Here is a 23,044-nt window from a genome sequence, read left to right on the forward strand (position 1 = left end):
AAATAAGCGCCTTCTAATATTGATTAGGAGACGCTTACCGAGTTTATTAACCTTTTACATAGAATATACGTTCAGGGTAACCACTGATTGCCTGAGATGCTTTTAGCCCTGCAACCGCTGTGGATTCAACACAGCCAATATTTAGGAAGCCATTATCAACCCAATCACCAGTTAAATATAAGTTACTGAAAGCACTGCCATCTGGCGTGATTCTGTTCTTATTCGTGCCGGCAACGGATAACACATAACGCTCACTTGGGTTAATCGCTGCATGCCAGAACTGGCCATCAAAACGAGCTTCTCCTTGTCTATCGTGAAGGTCAACCAGTTGTTCCCAATCTAGGCCCGCACCATTTGAGATGTTTGGCCAAATATAGCCAGTATTCTCGTTCAGCCATTTAATGGCATTATTCTTAACTCTTAATGACTCTCTTTCAGGGAAGCCATGGTCTGAGAATGGTGGTATTGGGTCCGCATCTATAAAGTTATTACAGAAATAGGCAATTGAGAAGGGGAGGTGATTTTGCGGCCAAGTCTCTTTATCTATGGTTTGGCTCATATCTGCCCATGTGTTGAAAGGGTCTTGATAGCCATCCATAACAACACTAGCCATCTTCCAACCTGTTTGCTCTAGGTTTGGTTTCAGCCAAAGTTGCATTGCTTGGGTTTGAGAAGATTGAACCGTGCTAACCATCTTATTCCATTGATCACTGGCTGTCATAAGCTCTGGGGTTATATAAGGTAGGGCACCAACAGAGATACCAAGAACAACTTTGTCAAAATCTTGGCCTAATGTGAGGGTTTTCGTTCCTACGCCTTGCCAAGTGCTCCAAGGTGACTCCAAATTAACGTGCATTTCCTTAAGTTCGTCACCTTGAACCAATTGATCATAATTTGGATTAGCTGGCCAGCAGTCGAGATCTTTCACTGTAATAAATGGGTAGTAGCCTGCGCTCGGGTCTTTTAACGTGGCCTGAACTTGAATATCAATATTGTCGATTTGTGTTTTATCAGAAGATAAGCCTAAATTGGTTACACGACTAAAAAATTCAAATTTCACGCCGCGCTTTTGCAGTGCTTGGCATAAAGGAACAATAACGGTTTCTCCCATACCTGCTTGCATCTTCCAGAAAATAGCCCCTTTATATTGGCCACATGCAAGAAAGTAGGCATGTAACAAGGTGCCTGCTGAAACGTTACCGCCACATAAGGAGTTTTCCGTATTACCTTGTGGGTAGGCAAGGTAAAGGTCATAAAAAGAACGTGTGATCGCTGAGCAAGTCACTCTTTCAGGTGCGCCGTTATTGCTCATCCACTCTCTGAAATCAAGGTGATCAATGGCATCCCAGTTAAGCAGTAAAAGAGGGTTAGTGATGATGCCTTTAATGACGTAAAGGCCAAATTCTACGGCAAGCAAGGTTTGCCTAATACTGGTGACTGTACCGAACGTTGGGCCAAACAGTTGTTCAAGTAAGGCAATCCCACCAGCCAAAATACTTTCCAACGTTTCTGTGATGGATTCAATTTTGTCTAAATCGCCCTTTAAAGCTTCTTCAATATGTTTATCAATACTTTCTAGGGAGCTGACAACATCAAGAATACCATGGTGGAAAGGGTTCAAATCACTGATAAAATCCTTCACCGAATCTAATGGACTTTCTTCTGTTTTGGCATGGGGTTGTTGTAGTTCTTCATTGCTTTTTAGTTGGGAGATCAGCTCCTTAATTAACCAAGAAATCATACCTAGAGGTGTATCGACACTGTCTTCTTTAAAGTTAGCATCAACACCTGGTATTTGGTCATTGGTCGGGAAGAAGATAGGCCAATCGACCCATTTTTCATCAATGTATTCTTGTACTGCTATAAAGCTATGGGGTTTAAAGGCGGTATCAAAACTAGCTAGAGGTGCTGTCGCAGGTCTTTCTAATTCTTCGTAGGCTGTACGCATCATTCTTATGGCGTTGTCATAAAAACCAAAGAAGATGTGTAATCCATGTTCTTCTATACGATTGGCAACATCAGGGTTGCGACTACTGGCGCATTTTCCGCCTAAACGCCAACCTTCTTGATAAACCGTAATGTCATAATCATCTTGCCAATTTGGTTTGCTGGTAATGCCGTATACTGTTGTCAAAGAACCTATGCCACCACCTAACACTGCAATCTTTTGCTTACCCATTGTTATGCTCCTAGCTGAAGAGTGAAATCAATATCTACCCAAAAACCTTTTGTTTCCATTACATAGCTGCCATCTGATTGTTGTGTTGCCATCAGGCCAAATTGCTCAACAATCGGGTGACTTTCAACTGGAAAAATCTGTAGTTGAAATTTAGTTATCGAAGGAGGAAGTAACTGCCAGTAGAGTCCGCCACCATTTATTGAATCTAAGGTGAAAGGAGCGTGAGCTATCTTTTGAAAGCAGGCAATTGAACCATCTTGAATTGACGGAAATTGCTTTAAAAAGACACAAGGCAGATTGACCTTTAAGAAGTCTTCAAAGGATATTGTGTGCTGAGAATCAGAGACTTTAAAAGGTTGATCGAAGAGGTGCTTACCCAGCTCGCTTGAAAACAGGCTATGGTCGATTAGTGATTCTGTATCATGCTTGTGATGTGAACCACTTAAAGTAAATAAGGGATTAAATTGTCCTTTTGTTTGAGCCGATAGGGTTTTGAAGGAATAAGGTAAAGCAGTAAAACTTGGCTGTTTTACATCAAATTCGCCCGTGTCGTTTAAAAATTGGAACTGGGCCTGCTGTTTTTCAAAGCCGTACATTTCTCGACCTGAAGCAATCGCTGTTCCATTGTCTAGTAGCAACAAGGGTAAAAATAACCCAGGTTCTAATGTCTTGGTATCAAATGCTGGAATCCAAAATGAACATTCTGGGTAAGCAATAGTGCCGTAAGGGGTGCCTGATTGGTCACTGGCAACAAAGCTCATATCAGCCATTATCATCAACAATACACTCTTATTGTTAATGGATAAGGTTTTATAGTTATGTTCGCCGTTAGATACCTGATTGATATTGGTATCCAGTTGGTTTTGCAAAGCTTCATCTTCACATTCTAAGAAGAAAATGGATAGCTTGGCGCCATTAAACTGGAAGGGGGATTGAGCGATAGGTAAACCTAAAGAAGTCGGAATAAAACTTGGTGCGTTTTCCATCTATTCAGTGCTCCTGCATTAAAAATTGATTAACTCATTGATAGGAAGCCTTGAATCAATTCACCACTTCCTTGGGTATAATTTGCTTTTTAACTAAATTAGTTATCGCAGATATTGAGTGAAAATTGAACCAATATTTCAAAAATATAAATTTCGTGCAGTAAAAAAGCAGCCGTGAGAGAGTTTTAGATTGTTTGTATTCTGGGGAGGACGTGCAAAGCTTCTTAGGCTTAGTATCTAGAAAAGCGGTGAAATTACATTGAAAATGCTATTTCTACCGCTAAATCGATGGCTGTTTAAAAGAAGCTTATTTAGGATGAAGTGCTTTTATAAGGAGCTAAAGAAAGTTTCTAACTTAGGGTGACGATCGCCTTCTTTATTGACATCTAGATATTCAAGTCCGGTTTTATTTGCTAATTGTTTAACCATGTATCGGTTAAACGCGTGATGGGTCTCATCTTGAATATAATCTTCTATTCGCACCCATTTTGCGTCTTCAATTTCATGTGTATCTTGAATATTAATGTCTTCTGTTAACGGCTTAAGTTTACAAATGAAGTACATGTTTGATTTTCCAAAACGATAAGGGTGCTTAGTGGTTAAGCCTAGAACACTGGTGAATTTAGCTTTAACGCCAGTTTCTTCATACACCTCTCTAACAATGGCTTCAGAAATTTTCTCAGTCAGTTCCACATGGCCACCCGGTAATTTATAGGCAGATCCTTTTTCAATACGTTCTTTAATGACTAAGACTTCTTGTTTGTCATTAATGACAATGGCACCTGCGCCTATGGTATAGCTGGGTATAAAGGGAACATATACCTGCTCTTTTAGGGTTAAGGTGAGGGTGATTTCATCCGTTAAACAGTTATGAAATTCGAATCCTAATTCAGTTGTGATAGGTATATAAGCTGCATGACTGAGAGGAATACTTACCCAAATAAGCTGCTTTGAATCTGCCTGTGCTTGTTCGATGAGGTCCGTGAGTGCCGTTTTAAAACCTTGGGTAGAGGAAACCGTATTCAAAGTGTTAATGGTAATACCGTTAAAATCATCATATTGGTATTCAAAGTAAGGCGTTATTAGAGACAAGGTTAACCTCGCGCAATGGCAAAATAGAATCGGGAATTAAGGGTCAAAGATACTTTAATTATAAAAACATAAAGTATCCGTATATCCATGTTTTTTCTGATCTTCTTTAGGTTTTATAAAGAATTTTTATAGTGCATACGTTTTTCGTATGAGTCCAGTCTGAAATTCGATTGCGCCACTTATTTGCTTTGTTTTAATCTTGGCGCAAGCATTAACAATTCTTATTTGCTTGTTTTAATACATTTAGCAAATCACTCCCACATCAAAATAGGAAAGCTCATGAAGCATTATCAGTTTTTAGTGAAAGAGTTTACTCGTCTACATCATTTTAATCATTTGAGTTCTATCACAGGCTGGGATGCGGCGGCTATGATGCCCGAAAATGGTAATCAAGCTAGGGCTAATGCAATGGCTGAATTATCTCTACTCACCCATGACATTCTGGTTAACCCTGCTCTAAAAGACGCTTTCGAACAAGTTGATGAATCAAGCTTAAGCTTTGAAGAAAAGGCGTCTTTACGTGAAATGAAAGCCACATGGCAAGCTGAAAACTGTTTACCTGCTGATCTAGTCGAAAAAAAATCATTAGCAGGTGCTAAATGCGAACATGCTTGGCGTACCCAAAGAAAAGAAGCTGACTGGGATGGCTTTGCAGAAAATCTGAAACCAGTGCTTGAGCTTACTCGTGAAGAAGCGGCTCTTAGGTCAGAAGCAACAGGCCTATCGAAATATGATGCTTTGCTTGATCTCTATGAGCCTGGCATGAGCAAAGTAAAACTTGATGAAATTTTTAACCAAGTTAAATCTTGGCTACCTGAATTAACTCGCGCAGTTATCGAAAAGCAAAATGCTAAAACCTTAGTAACACCGGCTGGCCCTTTTAGTGAAGCCTCTCAGAAAGCCTTAGGTCTAGACATTATGTCTTTATTAAAGTTTGACTTTACCCGTGGCAGGTTAGATGTAAGCTCTCATCCGTTTTGTGGTGGTGTACCCGAAGATGTGCGCATTACAACTCGTTATAGTGAGGAAGACTTTACCCAATCTTTGATGGGGATTATTCATGAGACGGGTCATGCAAAATATGAGCAAGGTTTACCTAGAGATTGGGTTCATTTACCTGTTGGTGAAGCCCGTTCTATGGGGATACATGAAAGTCAGTCACTTTTTATGGAAATGCAAATAGCGCGTAGTAAAGCCTTTTTAGGTTATGTTCACCCTCAGATTCAGTCACACCTAGGTACAGGTGAGGGTATGGATCTTGAAAACCTAGAAACCTTATATCACTGGGTTAAGGCAGACTATATTCGTGTAGATGCTGATGAAGTGACATACCCAGCCCACGTCATTTTAAGATATGAGATTGAGAGAGACTTAGTAGAAGGTCTGATTGAGGTTGATGACATTCCTGCTTTGTGGAACCAAAAAATGCAGGAATATCTTGGTGTATCTACTCAAGACGAATTAACCGATGGTTGTATGCAAGATATCCATTGGACCGATGGCTCTTTTGGTTATTTCCCAAGCTATACCTTAGGTGCTATGTACGCGGCACAGTTTATGGCAAGTATCCGTAAAGAAATGGATGTTGATGCCTTGATTGCTAAGGGAGAGATTAGCCCAATACAAGACTGGCTAGAAAAAAACATCTGGTCGCAAGCAAGCTTCTATAGCACAGATGAGCTTGTGAAAAGAGCAACAGGCGAGAGCCTAAACCCAGAATACTTTAGAGAGCACCTTGTCTCTCGTTATTTGGCTGACTAAAGGCGCTTGTTTATATACAAATGACCTAAAAAGTTATCGACCAATTTATTTACTTAATAAGAAGAATTAAATAATGAATCAATATTTAGAAGATTTAGAACCAAAAATTGTTTGGAAACACTTTCGTACATTATGCGATACACCAAGACCTTCATTTCACGAAGCGCAGTTGCGTAATAATTTAATCGAATGGTCCCATGCAAGAGGGTTAGAAACTTATGTTGACCCTTGTGGTAACTTAATTATCCGCAAAAATGCGAGCCCAGGCATGGAAGGTAAGGCGACAGTTGTCTTGCAAGGACATCTGGATATGGTGGCGCAAAAGAATGCAGGGGTTGAGCATGACTTCGTTAAAGATCCAATAGCAACTCACATTGTAGAGGGTTGGGTAACAGCAAAAAATACTACCTTAGGTGCAGATAACGGTATTGGTGTTGCTGCTGCCTTAGCTGTTCTAGAAACTGATGATATTCAGCATGGACCAATCGAAGCGCTATTTACCATAGAAGAAGAGACGAGTTTAAGAGGGGCATTAGAATTAGAAGAAGGGATTCTAGAAGGTCGCCTTTTGTTAAACCTTGACTCTGAAGACAGAGGCGATGTGTATATCGGCTGTGCTGGTGGCGTTGATATTAATATTGATCAAACCTTTAATGCACAAGCTACTAGCTCTGATGATCATGCGTTTGAGTTGAGTGTGAAAGGCCTTAAGGGTGGCCACTCAGGTCTGGATATCCATAAGGGCAGAGCCAGCGCAAACGTATTGCTTAGCAAGTTGCTTGTTAAACTGAATGATGCCAATTTGATTTCTATTGCAGGTTTTAATGGTGGCACATTGCGTAATGCCATTGCCCGTGAAGCCGTTGCGAGTGTTTGTGTTGCACCCGAAAATATCGAGCAAGTAAAAGCATTAGTTAAGCAGGTAGAGCAGCAAATGCAGCTTGAGTTTGCTGCTATTGAAACTAAGTTAAATTTAAATTTGGTTGAAATTGAGACGCCTAAGTTTGTGATGAATCAAGCTGAGCAGAAAGCCATTATCAACGCGCTTATTTCTGCCCCTCACGGGGTTAATAGAATGAGTACCGAGCTTGAAGGTGTAACAGAAACTTCCTGTAACTTTGGGGTAATAGACCTGAAATTAGAACAAGATAAGTTTGCTTTTAGCGCTTGCTTGCTTGTCCGTTCTCTAATTGATGAGGCTGTTTTTGATCTGGCCCGTGTTGCTCAAGCTGTATTTGAACAAATTGGTGCGAATGTAAGCTTAGAAAATGATTACCCTGGTTGGAGGCCTGATCCAAGTGCTGGGCTTTTAGCTCATTTCCTTCAGGTTCATAAGGATATTATGGGCTATGAAGCAAATGTAAAAGTGATACATGCAGGTTTAGAGTGCGGCATTATTGGCGCGAAATATCAGGGAATGGAAATGGTATCTTTTGGGCCTAACATTCGTGGCGCTCACTCTCCTGATGAACGCCTTGAGATAGACTCTGTTAATGACTTTTGGCGTTTACTTGTTAGCGTTTTGGCACAAGTGCCTAATAAGTAACGGCTATTTAATCGAATTAGCGGGTTCTAAGGCCTAAGTACATTGCTTAGGCCTTTTTTATGTGACTTTTTATTTTTTAGCTATCTCAATGAGATAGGTTTTCAAGTCTATATTTTTTACACAATTCACTGCAAAACACTTATTTCCCTCGCATAAATACAACAATTCGACACATTACAGCCAAAGTTGGGCTGCTAAAGTTGATATTTTAGAAGAGCGATAAGCTCAGTTTATAACTTAGTATTAATCATTCTTAGATTCTTGCGAGGGGGTAAAATATGTTACAAGGCTCGGCCCAGCCCCTTTTATTTGGTGGGATAGCTGGCTGTATTATTGCCTATTTAGTTGAGGTTTGGTTATTACCAGAATATGCCTCTAACTTATCTTTAATTATCTTTGTATTGGTAACTAGCCTAGTTATTCTTTTAGCTATGTTTGTTTCTAGACTTTGGCAAGATAGGGAAATAGAGCAGAAAGTCAGGTCGGTACTACCGAACCTTAGCCATTCAAACTCAAGTTTATTTGTTTATATGCAAAGTTTAATTGCTGCCTATAAAGCCTCTCATACAGAGTTGAGAAAGTATCAAAAAATTATTGAGCAACAAAAGAATCAAGAGCAAGAAACAGAAGGCATTTTAAATGCAGTATTAGGTGGATTAGATGCTCCGCTGATTATTCTTGATCAAGATGCAAAAATTATCGAATTTAACGCAGAAGCAGAGCGTTTGTTTGGCTATGACAAAAGCTTCGCGTTAGAAAAAAGCCCTGTTGAGCTACCTTTGCTTGATGTATTAACCAATATTTATGAGAAAGGTTGGAATACAGAAATTACGGCTAATGGCCCAAACTTACTAAAGCGGCCCATTAAAACCTTAGGCCAAAACAGGCGCGGAATGAAAATAAGCTGTAGTACAACCATTCAGCAATTAGAGAATAAAAACTCTCGGTTATTTGTTGTTCGTGTGAGTTCCTCTGTGGTGAATGCGGCAGACTTTGGTGGCCCTCAATCATCCGCTATGAATTAGTCTTTATATTTAAGGCATTTTATCCGCAAGCAGAGACGTAAAGGCATATTCGCCGCTTCTCTAACTGCATTTCTTGAATGAGTCATTCATCTTCACTCTTTTTATCCTAAATCAAAGCTTTGCTCATTAAGGCTGTTTAATTGCTGAGATAGCATACTGGTTTTTATCACTTTTTTTATTTTATGCTGCAATAAGCTCTGCTATTCGTTACTCTGCACCTTCCACTAAACATGCGATAGCTTGATGAAAATTCTACATACATCTGACTGGCATCTTGGTCAGTTCTTTATGGGTAAAAGTCGAAAAAATGAGCATAGTGCACTTATCAATTGGTTATTTGAGTGTGTCGAAGAACAAAACATAGATGTTGTTCTTATTGCTGGGGATATTTTTGATACGGGGTCGCCTCCAAGTTATGCTCGAGAGCTCTATAATCAGTTGGTTTTAGGCTTACATAAGCGTGAGTGTCAGCTTGTCATTGTTGCTGGCAATCATGACTCTGTGAGTATGCTTAACGAGTCAAAAACCTTACTGGCAGAGCTAACAACTTATGTTGTTGCAGCGGCTGACCCACAACAGCCAGATGAACACGTTATCAAGCTGTACAAAAAAGGCAGTTCAGATGTCGCTGCGTTAATGTGTGCTGTGCCTTATATTCGCCCTCGTGATATTTTTCAGAGTGAAGCTGGCCTTGATGAGCGTCGTAAACAAGGCTTATTAGCAGAACAAATTAAAGACTTTTATCAAGATGTGTATCAAGCCGCGCAAGCTCAGTCTCAAATGTTAGGGGGAGTGCCGATATTGGGCTCTGGCCATCTAACGACACTTGGGGCAAGTATTTCTGAATCTGTACGTGAAATTTATGTGGGCACATTAGAATCCTTTCCGATGGATTATTTTCCTCCGTTTTCCTATTTGGCGTTAGGTCATATACATAGACCACAAAAAGTATCCGGTCTTGATCATGTCCGCTATTCAGGTTCACCTATCGCATTAAGTTTTGATGAGTTGGCACGTAATAAAAGTATGGTGCTGGTAGATTATTCGCAGAGTCATACAGAACCTGTGATACAGACTTTAGAAATTCCAAGTTTTCAGGCTCTTTTTAGTACGAGTGGTGAGCTTAGTCAGGTGGTATCCGAATTAAAGCAGGCTCATGCTAATTTAGATCAGTCTCAAGGAGAAACGCCAACTTTGTGGGCGGAAGTAACTTTAGTGTCAGATGAATATGTATCTGACTTATATCGACAGCTGCAAATGGCATTAGAAGGTTTGGACATTGAGTTATTAAGAGTTAAGCGACAGTTAAAAACTCAGGTGCAATCTATGCCACAAGGTAGTAAAGAAACCTTGGCAGAACTGTCCGTGACTGAAGTGTTTGAACTTTGTGTAGACAGTGCTGGAATAGACGAAGATAAAGTCCAACTAACTCATTTATTTAAGCAGCAATATCAAGCCATGCTTGCTTCTCAAGAGGCGTTAGAAGATGAAAATCTGTAGTCTTAGATTAAAAAATATTAACTCCTTGAAAGGGGAGTGGAAGTTGGATTTTACCCAATCGCCTTTTAGTGATGCTGGCGTTTTTGCCATAGTGGGGGCCACAGGCGCCGGAAAAACCAGTTTATTGGATGCCATCTGTCTTGCTCTGTTTCATGAGACACCTCGTCTTAAGGTGAGCCCTTCACATAATGAAGTCATGACACGTCACACAGCTGAATGCTTAGCAGAAGTTGAATTTGAAGTTAAATCAGTTCGCTATCGCGCTTTTTGGAGCCAAAGGCGTGCCCGTGAGAGAAGTGACGGTAAATTACAGCCGGTTAATGTTGAGCTTTGTCTTGCCTCAGGTGAAGTACTGACAACAAAAGTAAATGAAAAATTGACGTTAATGGCTCAAATCACTGGTTTAGATTTTGCTCGATTTACTAAATCCATGCTACTTGCTCAAGGTGGCTTTTCGGCTTTTCTAAATGCAGAAGCAAACGCCAGAGCAGAATTATTAGAAGAGCTTACGGGAACAGAAGTCTACGGGGATATTTCTAAATATGTGTTTGAGGAGCATAAGCGGCAACGCCAAGAGCTGCTTTTACAAGAGCAGCAGTTGGACGAATACGAAAGTTTAGATGAAGAAACACTCGCAAATTTAAGAAAGAAAGAAGCAGAATTTGCTGAACGTGAAGCCACTTTAAAGTTACAAAAAGAAAGTCACGAAAGCCAATTGAATTGGTTCAAAGTTTGGCAAAGTTTAAGTCTCAAACAAGCTGATTTGGGTCTAATGTTAGGGACAAGTGATAGCGCCTGGGAAAGCTTTAAACCAAGTTTGATGTCTCTTGAATCGGCGTTAAGTGCCAAAGTTATCCGTCAGTTTTATGAGCAAAAACAGCATACGTCAACAGCTGAAAGAGATGCGGTAGAAAAGCTAAAAGTAAACCAAGTCGAACTTACCAGATTAAAAGAAGCAAAAGATAGCCTAGTTAAAACAGAGTCCAGCGCTATAGCTAAACATACCTTGTGTGAGACTGAATCAGAAAACTTTCATCAATTAGATATTCAGGTCATTAGTCCACTTTTAAGTGAAAAAAATAAGCAAGATGCATTGCTGTCTAAAACAGCTTTAGACTTAAAAGAAACTAACGCACAAAGTCAAAAGTTAGACTTACAAAGACAGGCAGATGTTAAGCAATTGACGCACCTCACTCAGGAGATGCAATCACTCCAAATAAGCTTAAGTCAGTCACCGCAAAATGAGTTGATAAATAATGGATTGGCAGCTTGGCAGCAGCAATGGCAATACTTGTTAGAGCAACAAAATTCGTTACATCAAGCTAACGAACTAAAGGATAAACTCCAACTTGATAAAACTGAGTTAGTGCAACGACAGCAAGATAATCAAACTAAAGTTGAGCATGAAAATGCTAGCTTAGCTCATTTAGATAATGTCTTACTTAACGCTGAAAACGATATTCTAAATCTTACTTCTGGAATGGAAGCTAATGCTTGGTTAGAGGCGGATCGTCAATCTCTGCAAGCAGCGCCTTCGATTCAGCAGGCTTGGCAAATAGTGCAAAACTATGATTATGCTCAAGGACAATTATTGCGATTCGAGCAGCAAAAAGCAGAAGATCAGGGGAAAAAAGATCACTTAGATCAACAGCTAGTACTTAAGCGACAAGCTTTTCAAGAAGCAAAGGCCCATTTAGAGACTCTCGAATTGTTAGCAAAGAAAGAAGAGCGAATTCAGCAGTTGGAGGTCTTAAGAGCAGAGTTGGTGGATAATGAAGCCTGTGTTTTATGTGGTGCTTTAGAACACCCCTATGCTCACGGGCATCAACCTAGTGTTAATCAACAAACGCTTGCTCAGTATGACACTCAGCTAACTAAGGTCAATCAGCTTGAAAGTGAGGGGCGTGAGTTAAAATCTCAGCGACAAACATTAGAGGTTTTGATTAGCCAGCAAGAGGCAAACCTGTTAGAACAAAAGTCTGTTATCGATCAAATTAAGCAAGGTGCGAATGACTTAAGTTTACCTAATGATAAGGTCTGGCCTGCAATTTCTGATCTCATGGCTTGGCAAGTTATTCAGGCTGAGTCACAAACGTTACAAGCTCAAAACGACGTTATACGAAATCAGCTCACTCTTCTAATGCAAAATGTTGATAACGCTCGACAGCAGGCCCAAGCTGCAAAACAAACACTGGAAAAACTCATACAACAGCAAGGCTTTGATGCTCAATCTTTGCTTGCGATGAATGCTCGTATCGATGAAATTTGCAGAGAGAATCGCGCTGAGATTAATCTTTTTCATGATAAACAAACTCAGTTGTTGCAAGAGTTACAGCCTCACCTAGACAGACCTTATGAGTTTCAAGAACTGAATCAAGCATTTGAACAACTTAAACATAGGTTGCTTACTTGGCAAGATGCGCAAGCAAGACAAGAGACTTTGAAGCAGCAAGAAGTTAATCAAAATGCCAAGCTTGCAGCTAGCCAAGAGCAGTTGCAGCAGTTACAACAAAAAAGTCATGAATTAAATTTAGTTTTAGAGACTTACCAAAAAGAGCTGGCTTTGATTCAAACTGAGTTAGTGAATCATTTGGGTGATCACAGTTTAGAGCAAAAAAGAGAGGCAACTAAACTCGCTCTTACCTTATCTGATAAAGAGCTTAAGGCTGCTCAACAAAAGGTATTAGACAATAGTGCTGACATTCAATCCCTAGAAGGAGGTGTGTTAGCACAAGAAAACAGCCTGTTGCTTTTACGTGAAAATAAGATAAAGGCTCAAGGTGTATGGCAGCAAAAGCTATCTGAGGCGGGTTTTGAAGACGAAGCGAGTTGGCAGGCTCTGTGTTTAGATGATGATAAAATTGAGCGCTTAACTCGTGAGAGAAAACGTCTCGAAGAAGAAAAAGCACAAGCACAAGATAGATTACAGCAAGTACAAGGTGAAATGAAAAAGCACCAAGATGCCTTGCCTGAAAATACAGGTTTTAACCTTGATTTAGTTCTCGCATTTAAAGAAGAAGACTTGGCCAATCAGATAAAATCTTTGCAAGAAACGATTATTGAATTATCAGCGCAGCACAGCCAAGAGCATCAAAGTTTTGGGCAAATTCAAATGCAGCTTAAAGCGCATGATGAGGCTCAAACTAAGTATCAATCAAATCTTAAAAAATTGGCTAAAGCTAGAGATGATATGGCCTTGATGACTCAGTTGCAGCAGTTGATTGGCGCGGCTGATGGGGCTAAATTTAGGAAGTTTGCTCAAAGTCTTACCTTAGATAACCTACTATATTTAGCAAATCAAAGGCTTGCTTTGCTACATGATAGGTATCAGTTAAAGCGTAAAGTTGGCGATAAACTAGAACTTATTGTATTAGATACTTGGCAAGCAGATAGTGAAAGGGACACACGTACTTTATCTGGTGGAGAGTCATTTTTAGTCAGCTTGGCGCTTGCCCTCGCTTTATCTGATTTGGTGTCTCATAAAACGAGTATTGATTCTCTTTTCTTAGATGAAGGTTTTGGTACTTTGGATAGTGAAACTTTAGATATTGCACTTGATGCTTTAGAGCTTCTTAATGCAGCAGGTAAAATGATCGGCATAATTAGCCATGTTGAAGCATTAAAGGAGCGTATTCCTGTGCAAATAAAATTATCTAAATTGCCTGGGCTTGGGATTAGCCAACTCGACAAGGCTTATGCCATTTAAATAACCTGAACTTCTCTCTAGGGGAGCTGCGAATAAGTCCTCCCGCCTCAGCGTGTGGATAAAAGCAACTAGATTTATGGCGAGGAGCGCAACTTAATAGTGATTCTATTGATAAGATCCTCAACTTAAAGGTAGGGCTTTTAGACCACGCCCTGCGGGTCTTTGAAGAATACCTAAACGGCATTTCAGAAAAAAATATCATCCTGTGTTGTCCCTTCTCGAAAGGTACCTACAGCTCTTCTCAGAAAAAGCGGCAAAGTGACGCCTTGATTGATACTTTTTCTGAGAAGACTGAGAAGAGGTGATTTAATCGAAGTTTCCCTAATATTAGGGAGAAGTTGTCCCCAGAAACAATACAATAACTCTCTGAATAAGTGGAATTTCATTTTATTTTTCAGTGCGTTAACTCCTTGTCTAGCTTCTTTTTTATTTTTTTTATGTTTCAAAAGCTTTAACGTGTAAAGATGGTTATCAGATGCTTTTTTGCAGGTTAGTAAGTACCTCATTGCTGCGAAGTTTTGTGTACATTTGAAAAAAACATTTCAGTAAAAAATTACAAGTTGGCCGAAAAGAATTAACTTTTGTTGTAGAAAGGTATTTCTTGGGTGCGAATCCCTGTTTCTAGCTTTCTTTAAATTTTGAGCTTGTTAAAATAAGTGTGGCGAAAAAGCGCTTCAACACCATTTATAAGGACACACGTATGTCAGAGTCAAACTTCCAGTTCAAAGGAAGTGTTGTGACCACTATTTTGTTAGAGATAAGTCATTTTGATGAAATGTCGCTTATCGCTGCAATTGAAAATAAAGTAGAGCAAGCGCCTAATTTTTTTCAGATGGCCCCTGTTATTATTGATCTGTCAAAACTAGATCAAGTGATTAATCTAGACGAATTTAATCGTCTTTTGCTACATTTAAAAAACTTAGGTTTAAGCCCTATTGGCTGGCGTTCACACGAGACGAATAAACCTGCTTGGCAAGATGAGGTAAGTTTACCTTTGTTGCCTGCATCAAAAACTCGAGCGACCAGATTAGAGAATAATGTTAATCAAGATAAAGCTAACCCTGATGTCGTGATTAAAACTGTCGTTGAAGAAAAGAGAGTTGCGCAAAGCTCAAAAATTATCAGTAAGCCGATACGTTCAGGGCAGCAGGTATACGCAGAAGGGGATTTAATTATACTATCTTCTGTTAGTCCAGGTGCTGAAGTGCTGGCTGATGGTAGCATCCATGTTTATGGTGCTTTGAGAGGTCGAGCCTTAGCGGGTGTTAAGGGTGATAGTAATGCGCGCATCTTTTGTCGTAGTATGGAAGCCGAGTTAGTATCAATCGCGGGTAATTTTATCCTGAGTGATGCGCTACAGAAAATTTTGTGGAAGGAATCTGCTCAAGTTTTGTTGAATGATGAAAATTTAGATGTTGTCGCTTTTTAGTCTGCTCAAGTTAGGTTAATGCCGCGGCTATTCATATGTATGGTTTGACACTCTAAATTATAAAAAATGATAAATACGCATAAAAATTGCGTTTGGGAGAAAAAAATTGGCAAAAATTATTGTGGTAACGTCAGGTAAAGGCGGGGTAGGGAAGACCACGTCAAGTGCTGCCATTGGCACTGGCTTGGCTCTAAACGGCCATAAAACTGTCATTATTGATTTTGATGTAGGTTTGCGAAACCTAGATTTAATCATGGGCTGTGAACGACGTGTTGTTTATGACTTTGTGAATGTAATTAATGGCGAAGCGACACTGACTCAGGCTCTGATTAAAGATAAACGTACAAAAAATTTATCTATATTACCTGCGTCACAAACTCGTGATAAAGATGCTTTGTCACAAGAAGGTGTTCAGCAAGTCTTAAACGAATTAGGTAAGACTTACGACTACATCGTTTGTGATTCACCAGCGGGTATTGAAAGAGGGGCGCAAATGGCCCTTTATTTCGCAGACATTGCCATTGTTGTAACTAACCCAGAAGTCTCCTCTGTTCGAGATTCAGACCGTATTCTAGGTATTCTGCAAAGCAAATCTCGCCGTGCAGAACAAGGTATGGACCCTATCGAAGAGCACCTGCTGTTAACTCGCTACCATCCAGAGCGTGTAGAGCAAGGTGAAATGTTAGGCGTTGCTGACGTAGAAGAGATTCTGGCTATTCCTCTTTTAGGCGTGATTCCTGAGTCTGAAGCTGTGTTAAAAGCTTCAAACCAAGGGACACCTGTTATTTTGGATACTGAATCAGAAGCTGGTCTGGCATATGATGATGCCGTTCACAGATTATTAGGCGAAGATCGCCCGTTACGCTTTTTGGAAGTGCCTAAAAAAGGCTTTTTTAAACGATTACTTGGGGGTTAGTTGAGTGGGTATTTTTGATTATTTTAAAAGTAAGAATGAGCCTACATCAGCGTCTGTAGCGAAAGAGCGTTTACAAATTATCGTTGCCCACGAACGTGGTAAAAGGCAGCAGCCGGATTACCTACCTCAGATGCAGAAAGAAATTATTGAGGTGATCCGCAAATACGTCAATATTGGTTCGGATGATGTTCAAATACAGTTAGAAAATATTGAGGATTGCTCAGTATTGGAGCTGAATGTGACACTTCCAGATCAAGCTTAACACTTCAGTTATTTAAGCCTTTAAAAAAGCAGCATGAAAATGCTGCTTTTTTTTGACTTTTATCAAAACGATAATACTTACTATTTGTGTTACTATTTGTAAGAAGTTAAAACAAAATTTGTTTAGAAAAAAGGTGAAGTGTGCGCAAATTTGCTTGGTTATTGTGTTTATCTGGTTTTGCTCTGACAGCTTGTCAGTCAGTTGATGAAACCACTAGTGTGCTTGATACAAAGAAGAAGTCGAGCTTACCTCTTGCTATGGATGACCCCATGGCAAAATTAGGTGGGCAACTTTACTTTGATGTGAACTTGTCGCTTAACCGTAACCAGTCCTGCGCTACCTGCCATAATCCTGCAAAAGGCTTTATTGATGATAGGGATAATGGTGTTTTTGGTATGGCTTCTCTTGGCTCTGATAATATATCCATTGGTGATCGTAATGCGCCAACCGCTGCTTATGCTGCACTAAGTCCTTTGTTCTCAAAAAATAAAGAAGGTAAATATATTGGTGGTCAATTCCATGATGGCAGAGCTTCAACTTTAGCAGATCAAGCTGCTGGGCCACCGTTAAACCCAGGTGAGATGGCAATGTTATCTGAGGATCAAGTGCTAACTCGCATCAATGAAAATGCTACTTATCAAAAACTGTTTTCACACTTGTTCGGAGCTGAGGTGCTGACGGACAGTAAACAAGCTTATAAAGCCATGAGTGATGCTATTATGGCATTCGAGCAAACTGAATTGTTTATGCCGTTTGATTCAAAGTATGACAAATATCTTCGCGGTGAAGTGGCGTTTACGGATCAGGAAGAGTTAGGAAGAACGCTATTTTTCTCAGAGCAGTTTACCAATTGTAATCAATGTCATCAGCTAAGTTCTTCGCCATTTTATGCGACAGAAAGTTTTACCGATTTTAGTTATCACAATATTGGAGTGCCAGAAAATAAAGCTTTAAGAGCGATCAACGGTGTGACAGCAACAGATTTCGGCTTGTTCAATAATCCGGAAGCCAGTTTTGAGTCAGAAAAAGGTAAGTTTAAAGTGCCAAGTTTGCGTAATGTCGCAGTGACTGGGCCTTATATGCACAATGGTGTATTTCAAGATTTAAAAACAGTGGTTCTGTTTTATGATAAATATAACAATGTCACACGTACAGAGAACCCTGAAACAGGTGAGTTATGGGGGCAACCAGAAGTTGGGATAAACCTAGCAACTGAGTTGACTGATGGTCCTGCTTTACCAGATGAAAGAGTTGACGCCTTAGTTGCATTCCTTAAAACATTGACGGATGCAAGATACGAATCTCAGCTGAATTAAAAATGAAAAAAGCCCCGAATGGGGCTTTTTAATTTGGTTCAAATATTAACCTTTGTGATGTTTCATTTTAAGTTCAGGAAACCCCGCTTCATTTAGTTTTACACGGCTTACCAAATCATTATTAGCACTTAAAATAGTAACTGTGTAGCCACCTTCTTCATTGCTAGTAACTTCACCTAATTTTAAATTCTCGTTATTCAGGCGAATTAGTCTAGCTTCAGCAAGAGTGGTCATTTCTTCAAGCGTTAGTGCGTGCTTTTCGATGTATGCTTCACGCTTCTCTTGTCTTCTTTCTGCCTTCTCTGCCATTCTTTCTTGGCGCTCTGGGCTCATATCATCCTGTTTGCCGAAATGTTTGTTATAGCCACGCTCACCCTTGTCACATTGACCTTTGCCTTTTTTACCGCCTTTGCCTGCGTGCTTAGAAAATAAGCCTAGGAAGGGTGCATCGACAGGTAACCCATATTTATTTAGCTCAATGTTCTTTTCTCCTTCCTCTGCTCCACTTAGGGTAACTAAGAAGGTACCTTGAGCCGTTTTTTCAATACTTTCTAAGGTTGTTTCTGCATTACGGCTTCGTAGTAGTCTTGCTTCAACCAAGGTGTTGATTTCAGTTAAGGTGTATTCACGTTCAAGTTGAACCTTGCCGTGCTTCATCATTCTATCGCCATCATTTGGCATGGCTGTCGCAAGACCAGTTAGAGATAAACCGCAAAGGCTGATTAGGGCAATAGTAGTGGTCTTTTTAAAATACTTTTTCATGTTTAGCTCCATTGTTTTACTCAAATTTAATAAATGAAAAACCTGTTGTTTTTCGATGTGATTAGTAAAACATTGGCATGTCGCAAAAGTTTGTCAGTCTAGAGCTAATTTGTCGCAAGATGTATCAATTTTAAAAAGTCTCATAGGTTTGATACAAGCTGAGCTAATTTCAACAAAATCGATACATTTGCTTGAAGGGATATTTGGACAGAAAGGTGATAAATAGGCAAAAAAATACCAACACTCGGTTGGCATTTTTATTTTTAATTAGCTTTAATCTCGCCTTAATTTATCAGAAATAGCGATTGGGTTGGGGTAGTTTAATATCACCACATAGGTTGAGAGAGCAAAACTGAGAATCGCTGTGGCTTGAATAACATGAGACGCTTCTATGCCAATAAGGCCTATGCTTGCAGATAGGTAGGCGATTAACAAAGAAAACTCACTCACTTGACCTAGTCGAAAGCCTACTTCCCATGAGGTAGAGGCATCTTCCTTCAGACCTTTTAATAAGTACCTGAATACGACTGGCTTTAACAGCATGCTAGTAACTGCCAAGATAATTGCAGGTACTATCACAAGGCCTAGCAACTCAAGATTAAAGCTTGCCCCAATGGTGAAGAAGAAGAGTACTAAGAAAAAGTCTCTCAAAGGCTTTAAGTGTGTTGCTATATATTGAGAGATTGGGCTTGTGGCTAGGGCAACACCACCAATAAAGGCTCCCATTTCGGCAGAAAGGCCTAGGTATTCTGCAGCAACAGCCATAGATAAACACCAGCCAATTGATACTAAAAAGATGAACTCATGAAAGCGATCAAATTTAGCGATCAGTTTAAGTAGTACAAACTTAACAAACAAAAAGGCGAGTGCAATAAGGCTAGGTAGGCCTATGATGGGGATGAGTATTTGGCTCGCACTGCTTTCTTGTGTACCAGCGATACTGTAAAGCACTAATAATACTGCAATCGCAATAATATCTTGTAACAGCAGCAGACCAACAACTAGCTCACCTGTGTGTTTGTGATGCAATACGGTAGTAGGTAATAATTTGATACAGACAATGGTGCTTGAGAACATCATGGCAATGCCTATGATACTTGACTCAATTTGGCTGTAACCGAAAGCTAACGCAATTGAATAACCAACACCTGCAAAGGCAATAGAGCTTAATAGAGCGACCCAGGAGGCCTTTTTAAGCATATTGAGCAAGTGGCTTGGCTGCATATCCAAGCCCAATAGGAAAAGTAAGAAAATGATGCCTATGTGAGACATCTCATCCATTAGCTTGGGCTCATCAATGAGGCTAAACGCGTAAGGGCCGAGAAGGGCGCCTAGAGCAATATAAGCAATGATTAGAGGTTGTCTGGTATAAAGTGCAACTGTCGCAATAACAGCTGCACCAGCAAAGATAAGGAAAAAAGAGTGGACTATGGAAACTTCCATCTAGTTACGACCATGCTCCATTGTTAGCTTTCTTACGACGCATTGAAGGGGCGATAACACCAAACAACACACCAATGACTAAAGTACCTGCTCCAATTATAAACCATTTTAACTGGCGTTCGTCTTTTAAGCGTAATGACTCAGCTTCAGCGAACTGCAGGCGTTGCATAATAGAATCAACTTCGAAGCTCATGACTTCTTTATCTTTTACGATTTCTTGCGCTTGTAGTGTTAATTCATTTAGATCAGCTAGCTTCTGTTCTAGAGATGTTTTGTCAGAAGTTAATCCAGCAACATCTTTTTTCAACTGATTGATTAAGGTACTAGATTGGTTAAGCTGTTTTTGAATAGTAAGTTTACTTTCAATTAGTTCTGTTATTTGGGCTTCTTGCTCGATGACTTTCTCACGGGTTACTTTTTTACCTGTTAGGTAATAATCAGCGATCCAGCCTTCATTTCCTTTTGGTGTAAGTACTCTAGTATGTCCGTTTGCACGTTCAAGTACTTCTAAAGATGTACCACTACGAAGTCCTCTTTCAACAGCTCGAGTGCTATTGTCTTGACCTTCTCGTACTGAGACAAATTGAATGTCTGATACATATGCTGTTTCAGCATATACTGATGTGGCGAAGAAAATAGCCAATAGTGCAGTGATGATATTTTTATAAAACACGTTAAGACCCTTTAACAATCAACAACTTTAGCGTGTTTTATACCTTAATGATGGGAAACAAAATACGCAATAGAAAAAGGCCCGTGAAGGGCCTTTTCTTTAAGCAAATTAATAAGATTTGCTAATTTTACTGCTATTTTGCTTAGCGGCGAGCAAAAACAGGTCTTGGATCTGCTACATCACCTTGATACGCAACGGAAAAAGGTTTGTGCAGTAATAATGCTTTTTCAATATCAACTGATTCGTTGAATTGGAAACCATTAAAACCAACACGCAACATATATCCTTGTTGATCAGGGATGAAGTTACCAAGTGCACGTACTTCGCCTTGGTAGTTAAGGCGCTCACGTAGTAGGCGTGCATAACTAAAACAACGACCATCAGCAAAAGCTAGAAAGTTCAAACCTATTACTGCAAGTTCAGACAAGTCTTTACCTGCTAGAGGTTCAGTGCTTTCTGTACTGTCAATCCAGATACCAGCAACGCCAGATGTATCGTGCGCATCATCCAACCAAAGGTTTAGTGGGATAATAGCTTTTGCTTTTTGATCGCCAGCTAATGCTTCAACAGCTTGCTCTTGATCTTGAATCCAGTTCAGATCGCAATCTTGGATTACGCCGTCTTTAATTATTTTTTGCATATGCTGCCTCTTTGTATGGAGCGATGCCAATACGACGGTAGGTGTCGATGAATCTCTCTTCTTCAGTTCTGTTATCAATATAAACGCTAACAATTTTTTCTATGATGCTGCCAATCTCTTCTTCAGAGAAAGAAGGCCCGATAATCTTACCTATGCTGGCATCGTGACCAGAAGCACCACCAATCGAAACTTGGTAGAACTCTTCGCCTTTCTTATCAACACCTAGAATACCTAAGTTACCAACATGGTGGTGTCCACAAGCATTCATACAACCAGAGATGTTCAAATCAAGGTCGCCAATATCGTATAGATAATCAAGATCATCGAAACGCTCTTGGATTTGTTGAGCAATCGGGATAGATTTTGCATTGGCTAGGGCGCAGAAGTCACCGCCAGGGCAGCAAATCATGTCAGTTAATAAGCCTAGTGTAGGTGTAGCGAAACCAGCGTCTTTGGCTGCTTCCCACAATTCTACTAGTTGCTCTTGTTCTACATCCGCAAGTACTAGATTTTGCTCATGGCTCACTCTTAGCTCGCCAAAGCTGTATTTATCGGCGAAATCAGCAGCAAGGTCCATTTGTTCAGACGTAGCATCACCTGGAGCAATACCTGTTTTCTTCAATGTAAGGGTGACAATGCGGTAGCCGTCTTTCTTGTGAGCAAAAGTATTGCGCTCATACCAACGGGCAAAACCAGGGCTCTGGCTTAACTTTTCAGTTAGAGAGCTAGGGTTATTGCTTAATGCTTTGTACGCAGGTTCAGTGAAGAAACTTTGTAAGCGTTCGAATTCCACTTCAGGTACTGTGTTTTCACGACCTTTCAAGTGTTCCCATTCAGCTTCAACACGAGCACGAATCTCATCAATGCCCAATGCTTTAGTCAAGATTTTGATACGAGCTTTATATTTATTTAGGCGGTTACCCTGTTGGTTGTAAACCCTAAGGATCGCTTCCAAGTAAGACAAGATGTCTTTACGAGGCATAAATTCACAAATCGTTGTTCCTATCATTGGTGTACGGCCAAGACCACCACCAACAATAACTTTAAAGCCGATTTCACCCGCATCATTTTTCTTAATGTGTAGGCCAATATCATGTACTTGAGTTGCTGCTCTATCAGCAGATTCAGTTGCGTTTACTGCAATTTTGAATTTACGTGGTAAGAAAGCGAACTCAGGGTGGAAAGTAGACCATTGACGAATCATTTCACAATAAGGGCGAGGATCAACGATCTCATCGTCAATTACACCTGCATATTGGTCTGTCGTGGTGTTACGAATACAGTTACCACTGGTTTGAACTGCGTGCATTTGTACTTCAGCAAGTTCTGCCAAGATATCTGGCACAGATTCAAGAGTAGGCCAGTTTAATTGAAGGTTTTGACGAGTACTAAAGTGGCCATAACCACGGTCGTAACGGCGACTGATATCAGCAAGCTTACGAATTTGCTTACTAGACAGCATGCCATAAGGAATAGCGATTCGAAGCATAGGCGCATGACGTTGAACGTAAAGGCCATTTTGTAAACGAAGAGGTAGGAACTCTGCCTCTGGAAGCTCGTTATTAAGAAAACGTTGAGTTTGATCGCGAAATTGATTTACGCGTTCTTCAACAATTTGCTGATCTATTGCGTCATATTGATACATGTTGGAACAACCACTAAGTAGACAAATAATATTTGCGGCTACTTTATCAAAATTACTATATACAAAAAACGAATATTTATGCATATGGTTAGTGGTTTTACTGATAAGGCATATCAGTCGAAATTTTTATCTTTTAGGATTTTACACAAGGTGTAATAAATGC

The 23,044-nt window shown here is 40.0% G+C and carries 17 protein-coding genes; 9 read left to right on the forward strand and 8 right to left on the reverse strand.

Annotation, left to right across the window (positions count from 1 at the left end; all coding sequences use genetic code 11):
* Positions 1-46: 46 nt before the first annotated feature.
* The 3 genes from TW85_RS20065 to TW85_RS20075 all read right to left on the reverse strand — a co-directional run bounded on the left by TW85_RS20065 (position 47) and on the right by TW85_RS20075 (position 4,257).
* Entirely contained in the window at positions 47-2,179 is a 2,133-nt protein-coding gene (locus tag TW85_RS20065; RefSeq protein WP_046018936.1) for an NAD(P)-binding protein, read from the reverse strand.
* 2 nt (positions 2,180-2,181) lie between these two features.
* The gene (locus tag TW85_RS20070) at positions 2,182-3,165 is read right to left on the reverse strand and encodes a hypothetical protein (RefSeq protein ID WP_046018937.1); all 984 of its coding nucleotides are present in this window, start codon (positions 3,163-3,165) and stop codon (positions 2,182-2,184) included.
* A gap of 327 nt (positions 3,166-3,492) precedes the next feature.
* Complete coding sequence (locus TW85_RS20075; RefSeq protein ID WP_162197515.1) at positions 3,493-4,257, reverse strand: NUDIX domain-containing protein; 765 nt, start codon at positions 4,255-4,257, stop codon at positions 3,493-3,495.
* Positions 4,258-4,536: 279 nt separating this feature from the next.
* Here TW85_RS20075 and TW85_RS20080 point away from each other — a divergent pair, with 279 nt between their 5' ends.
* The 9 genes from TW85_RS20080 to TW85_RS20125 all read left to right on the forward strand — a co-directional run bounded on the left by TW85_RS20080 (position 4,537) and on the right by TW85_RS20125 (position 17,718).
* Positions 4,537-6,018 (forward strand): carboxypeptidase M32, encoded by a 1,482-nt coding sequence (locus tag TW85_RS20080; RefSeq protein ID WP_046018938.1) that lies wholly within the window; start codon positions 4,537-4,539, stop codon positions 6,016-6,018.
* A 73-nt stretch (positions 6,019-6,091) separates the two neighbouring features.
* The gene (locus TW85_RS20085) at positions 6,092-7,564 is read left to right on the forward strand and encodes an aminoacyl-histidine dipeptidase (protein WP_046018939.1); all 1,473 of its coding nucleotides are present in this window, start codon (positions 6,092-6,094) and stop codon (positions 7,562-7,564) included.
* Positions 7,565-7,842: 278 nt separating this feature from the next.
* A complete protein-coding gene (locus tag TW85_RS20090) occupies positions 7,843-8,589 on the forward strand; it encodes a PAS domain-containing protein (protein ID WP_046018940.1) in 747 nt (248 codons plus the stop codon).
* A gap of 243 nt (positions 8,590-8,832) precedes the next feature.
* Positions 8,833-10,089 carry an exonuclease subunit SbcD gene (sbcD, locus tag TW85_RS20095; RefSeq protein ID WP_046018941.1) on the forward strand — a complete coding sequence of 419 codons (1,257 nt, stop codon included), beginning with the start codon at positions 8,833-8,835 and terminating at the stop codon, positions 10,087-10,089.
* A complete protein-coding gene (locus TW85_RS25675) occupies positions 10,076-13,795 on the forward strand; it encodes an AAA family ATPase (RefSeq protein WP_052702329.1) in 3,720 nt (1,239 codons plus the stop codon). The genes sbcD and TW85_RS25675 overlap by 14 nt, the downstream gene beginning before the upstream one ends.
* Positions 13,796-14,495: 700 nt before the next feature.
* Positions 14,496-15,224, forward strand: a complete 729-nt coding sequence (minC, locus tag TW85_RS20110) for a septum site-determining protein MinC (protein ID WP_046018943.1) — start codon at positions 14,496-14,498, stop codon at positions 15,222-15,224.
* A 106-nt stretch (positions 15,225-15,330) separates the two neighbouring features.
* The gene (minD, locus tag TW85_RS20115) at positions 15,331-16,140 is read left to right on the forward strand and encodes a septum site-determining protein MinD (RefSeq protein WP_046018944.1); all 810 of its coding nucleotides are present in this window, start codon (positions 15,331-15,333) and stop codon (positions 16,138-16,140) included.
* A 4-nt stretch (positions 16,141-16,144) separates the two neighbouring features.
* The gene (gene minE, locus TW85_RS20120) at positions 16,145-16,402 is read left to right on the forward strand and encodes a cell division topological specificity factor MinE (protein ID WP_009833334.1); all 258 of its coding nucleotides are present in this window, start codon (positions 16,145-16,147) and stop codon (positions 16,400-16,402) included.
* 140 nt (positions 16,403-16,542) lie between these two features.
* Positions 16,543-17,718, forward strand: coding sequence for a cytochrome c peroxidase (locus tag TW85_RS20125; protein WP_238326270.1), 1,176 nt, complete (start codon positions 16,543-16,545; stop codon positions 17,716-17,718).
* 45 nt (positions 17,719-17,763) lie between these two features.
* Here TW85_RS20125 and TW85_RS20130 read toward each other — a convergent pair whose 3' ends face one another.
* From TW85_RS20130 to TW85_RS20150, 5 genes are all read right to left on the reverse strand, one after another.
* A complete protein-coding gene (locus TW85_RS20130) occupies positions 17,764-18,480 on the reverse strand; it encodes a hypothetical protein (RefSeq protein ID WP_046018945.1) in 717 nt (238 codons plus the stop codon).
* 273 nt (positions 18,481-18,753) lie between these two features.
* Positions 18,754-19,923, reverse strand: coding sequence for a cation:proton antiporter (locus TW85_RS20135; RefSeq protein WP_046018946.1), 1,170 nt, complete (start codon positions 19,921-19,923; stop codon positions 18,754-18,756).
* Positions 19,924-19,927: 4 nt separating this feature from the next.
* A complete protein-coding gene (locus tag TW85_RS20140; protein ID WP_046018947.1) occupies positions 19,928-20,596 on the reverse strand; it encodes a TIGR04211 family SH3 domain-containing protein in 669 nt (222 codons plus the stop codon).
* A gap of 142 nt (positions 20,597-20,738) precedes the next feature.
* On the reverse strand, positions 20,739-21,236 hold the full coding sequence (locus TW85_RS20145; protein WP_046018948.1) for a DUF934 domain-containing protein: 498 nt from the start codon (positions 21,234-21,236) through the stop codon (positions 20,739-20,741).
* A complete protein-coding gene (locus tag TW85_RS20150; protein WP_046018949.1) occupies positions 21,220-22,881 on the reverse strand; it encodes a nitrite/sulfite reductase in 1,662 nt (553 codons plus the stop codon). Before TW85_RS20150 ends, TW85_RS20145 begins: the two co-directional genes overlap by 17 nt.
* Positions 22,882-23,044: the final 163 nt, after the last annotated feature.

The organism is Marinomonas sp. S3726, assembly GCF_000967665.1.
Classification (GTDB): Bacteria; Pseudomonadota; Gammaproteobacteria; order Pseudomonadales; family Marinomonadaceae; genus Marinomonas.

Coding starts and splice junctions, on each gene's coding strand:
- TW85_RS25675 (WP_052702329.1), top strand. CDS start 10,076: ATGAAAATCTGTAGTCTTAGATTAAAAAATATTAACTCCTTGAAAGGG.
- TW85_RS20065 (WP_046018936.1), bottom strand. CDS start 2,179: ATGGGTAAGCAAAAGATTGCAGTGTTAGGTGGTGGCATAGGTTCTTTG.
- TW85_RS20145 (WP_046018948.1), bottom strand. CDS start 21,236: ATGCAAAAAATAATTAAAGACGGCGTAATCCAAGATTGCGATCTGAAC.
- TW85_RS20090 (WP_046018940.1), top strand. CDS start 7,843: ATGTTACAAGGCTCGGCCCAGCCCCTTTTATTTGGTGGGATAGCTGGC.
- TW85_RS20070 (WP_046018937.1), bottom strand. CDS start 3,165: ATGGAAAACGCACCAAGTTTTATTCCGACTTCTTTAGGTTTACCTATC.
- TW85_RS20130 (WP_046018945.1), bottom strand. CDS start 18,480: ATGAAAAAGTATTTTAAAAAGACCACTACTATTGCCCTAATCAGCCTT.
- sbcD (WP_046018941.1), top strand. CDS start 8,833: ATGAAAATTCTACATACATCTGACTGGCATCTTGGTCAGTTCTTTATG.
- minC (WP_046018943.1), top strand. CDS start 14,496: ATGTCAGAGTCAAACTTCCAGTTCAAAGGAAGTGTTGTGACCACTATT.
- TW85_RS20085 (WP_046018939.1), top strand. CDS start 6,092: ATGAATCAATATTTAGAAGATTTAGAACCAAAAATTGTTTGGAAACAC.
- TW85_RS20150 (WP_046018949.1), bottom strand. CDS start 22,881: ATGTATCAATATGACGCAATAGATCAGCAAATTGTTGAAGAACGCGTA.
- TW85_RS20080 (WP_046018938.1), top strand. CDS start 4,537: ATGAAGCATTATCAGTTTTTAGTGAAAGAGTTTACTCGTCTACATCAT.
- TW85_RS20135 (WP_046018946.1), bottom strand. CDS start 19,923: ATGGAAGTTTCCATAGTCCACTCTTTTTTCCTTATCTTTGCTGGTGCA.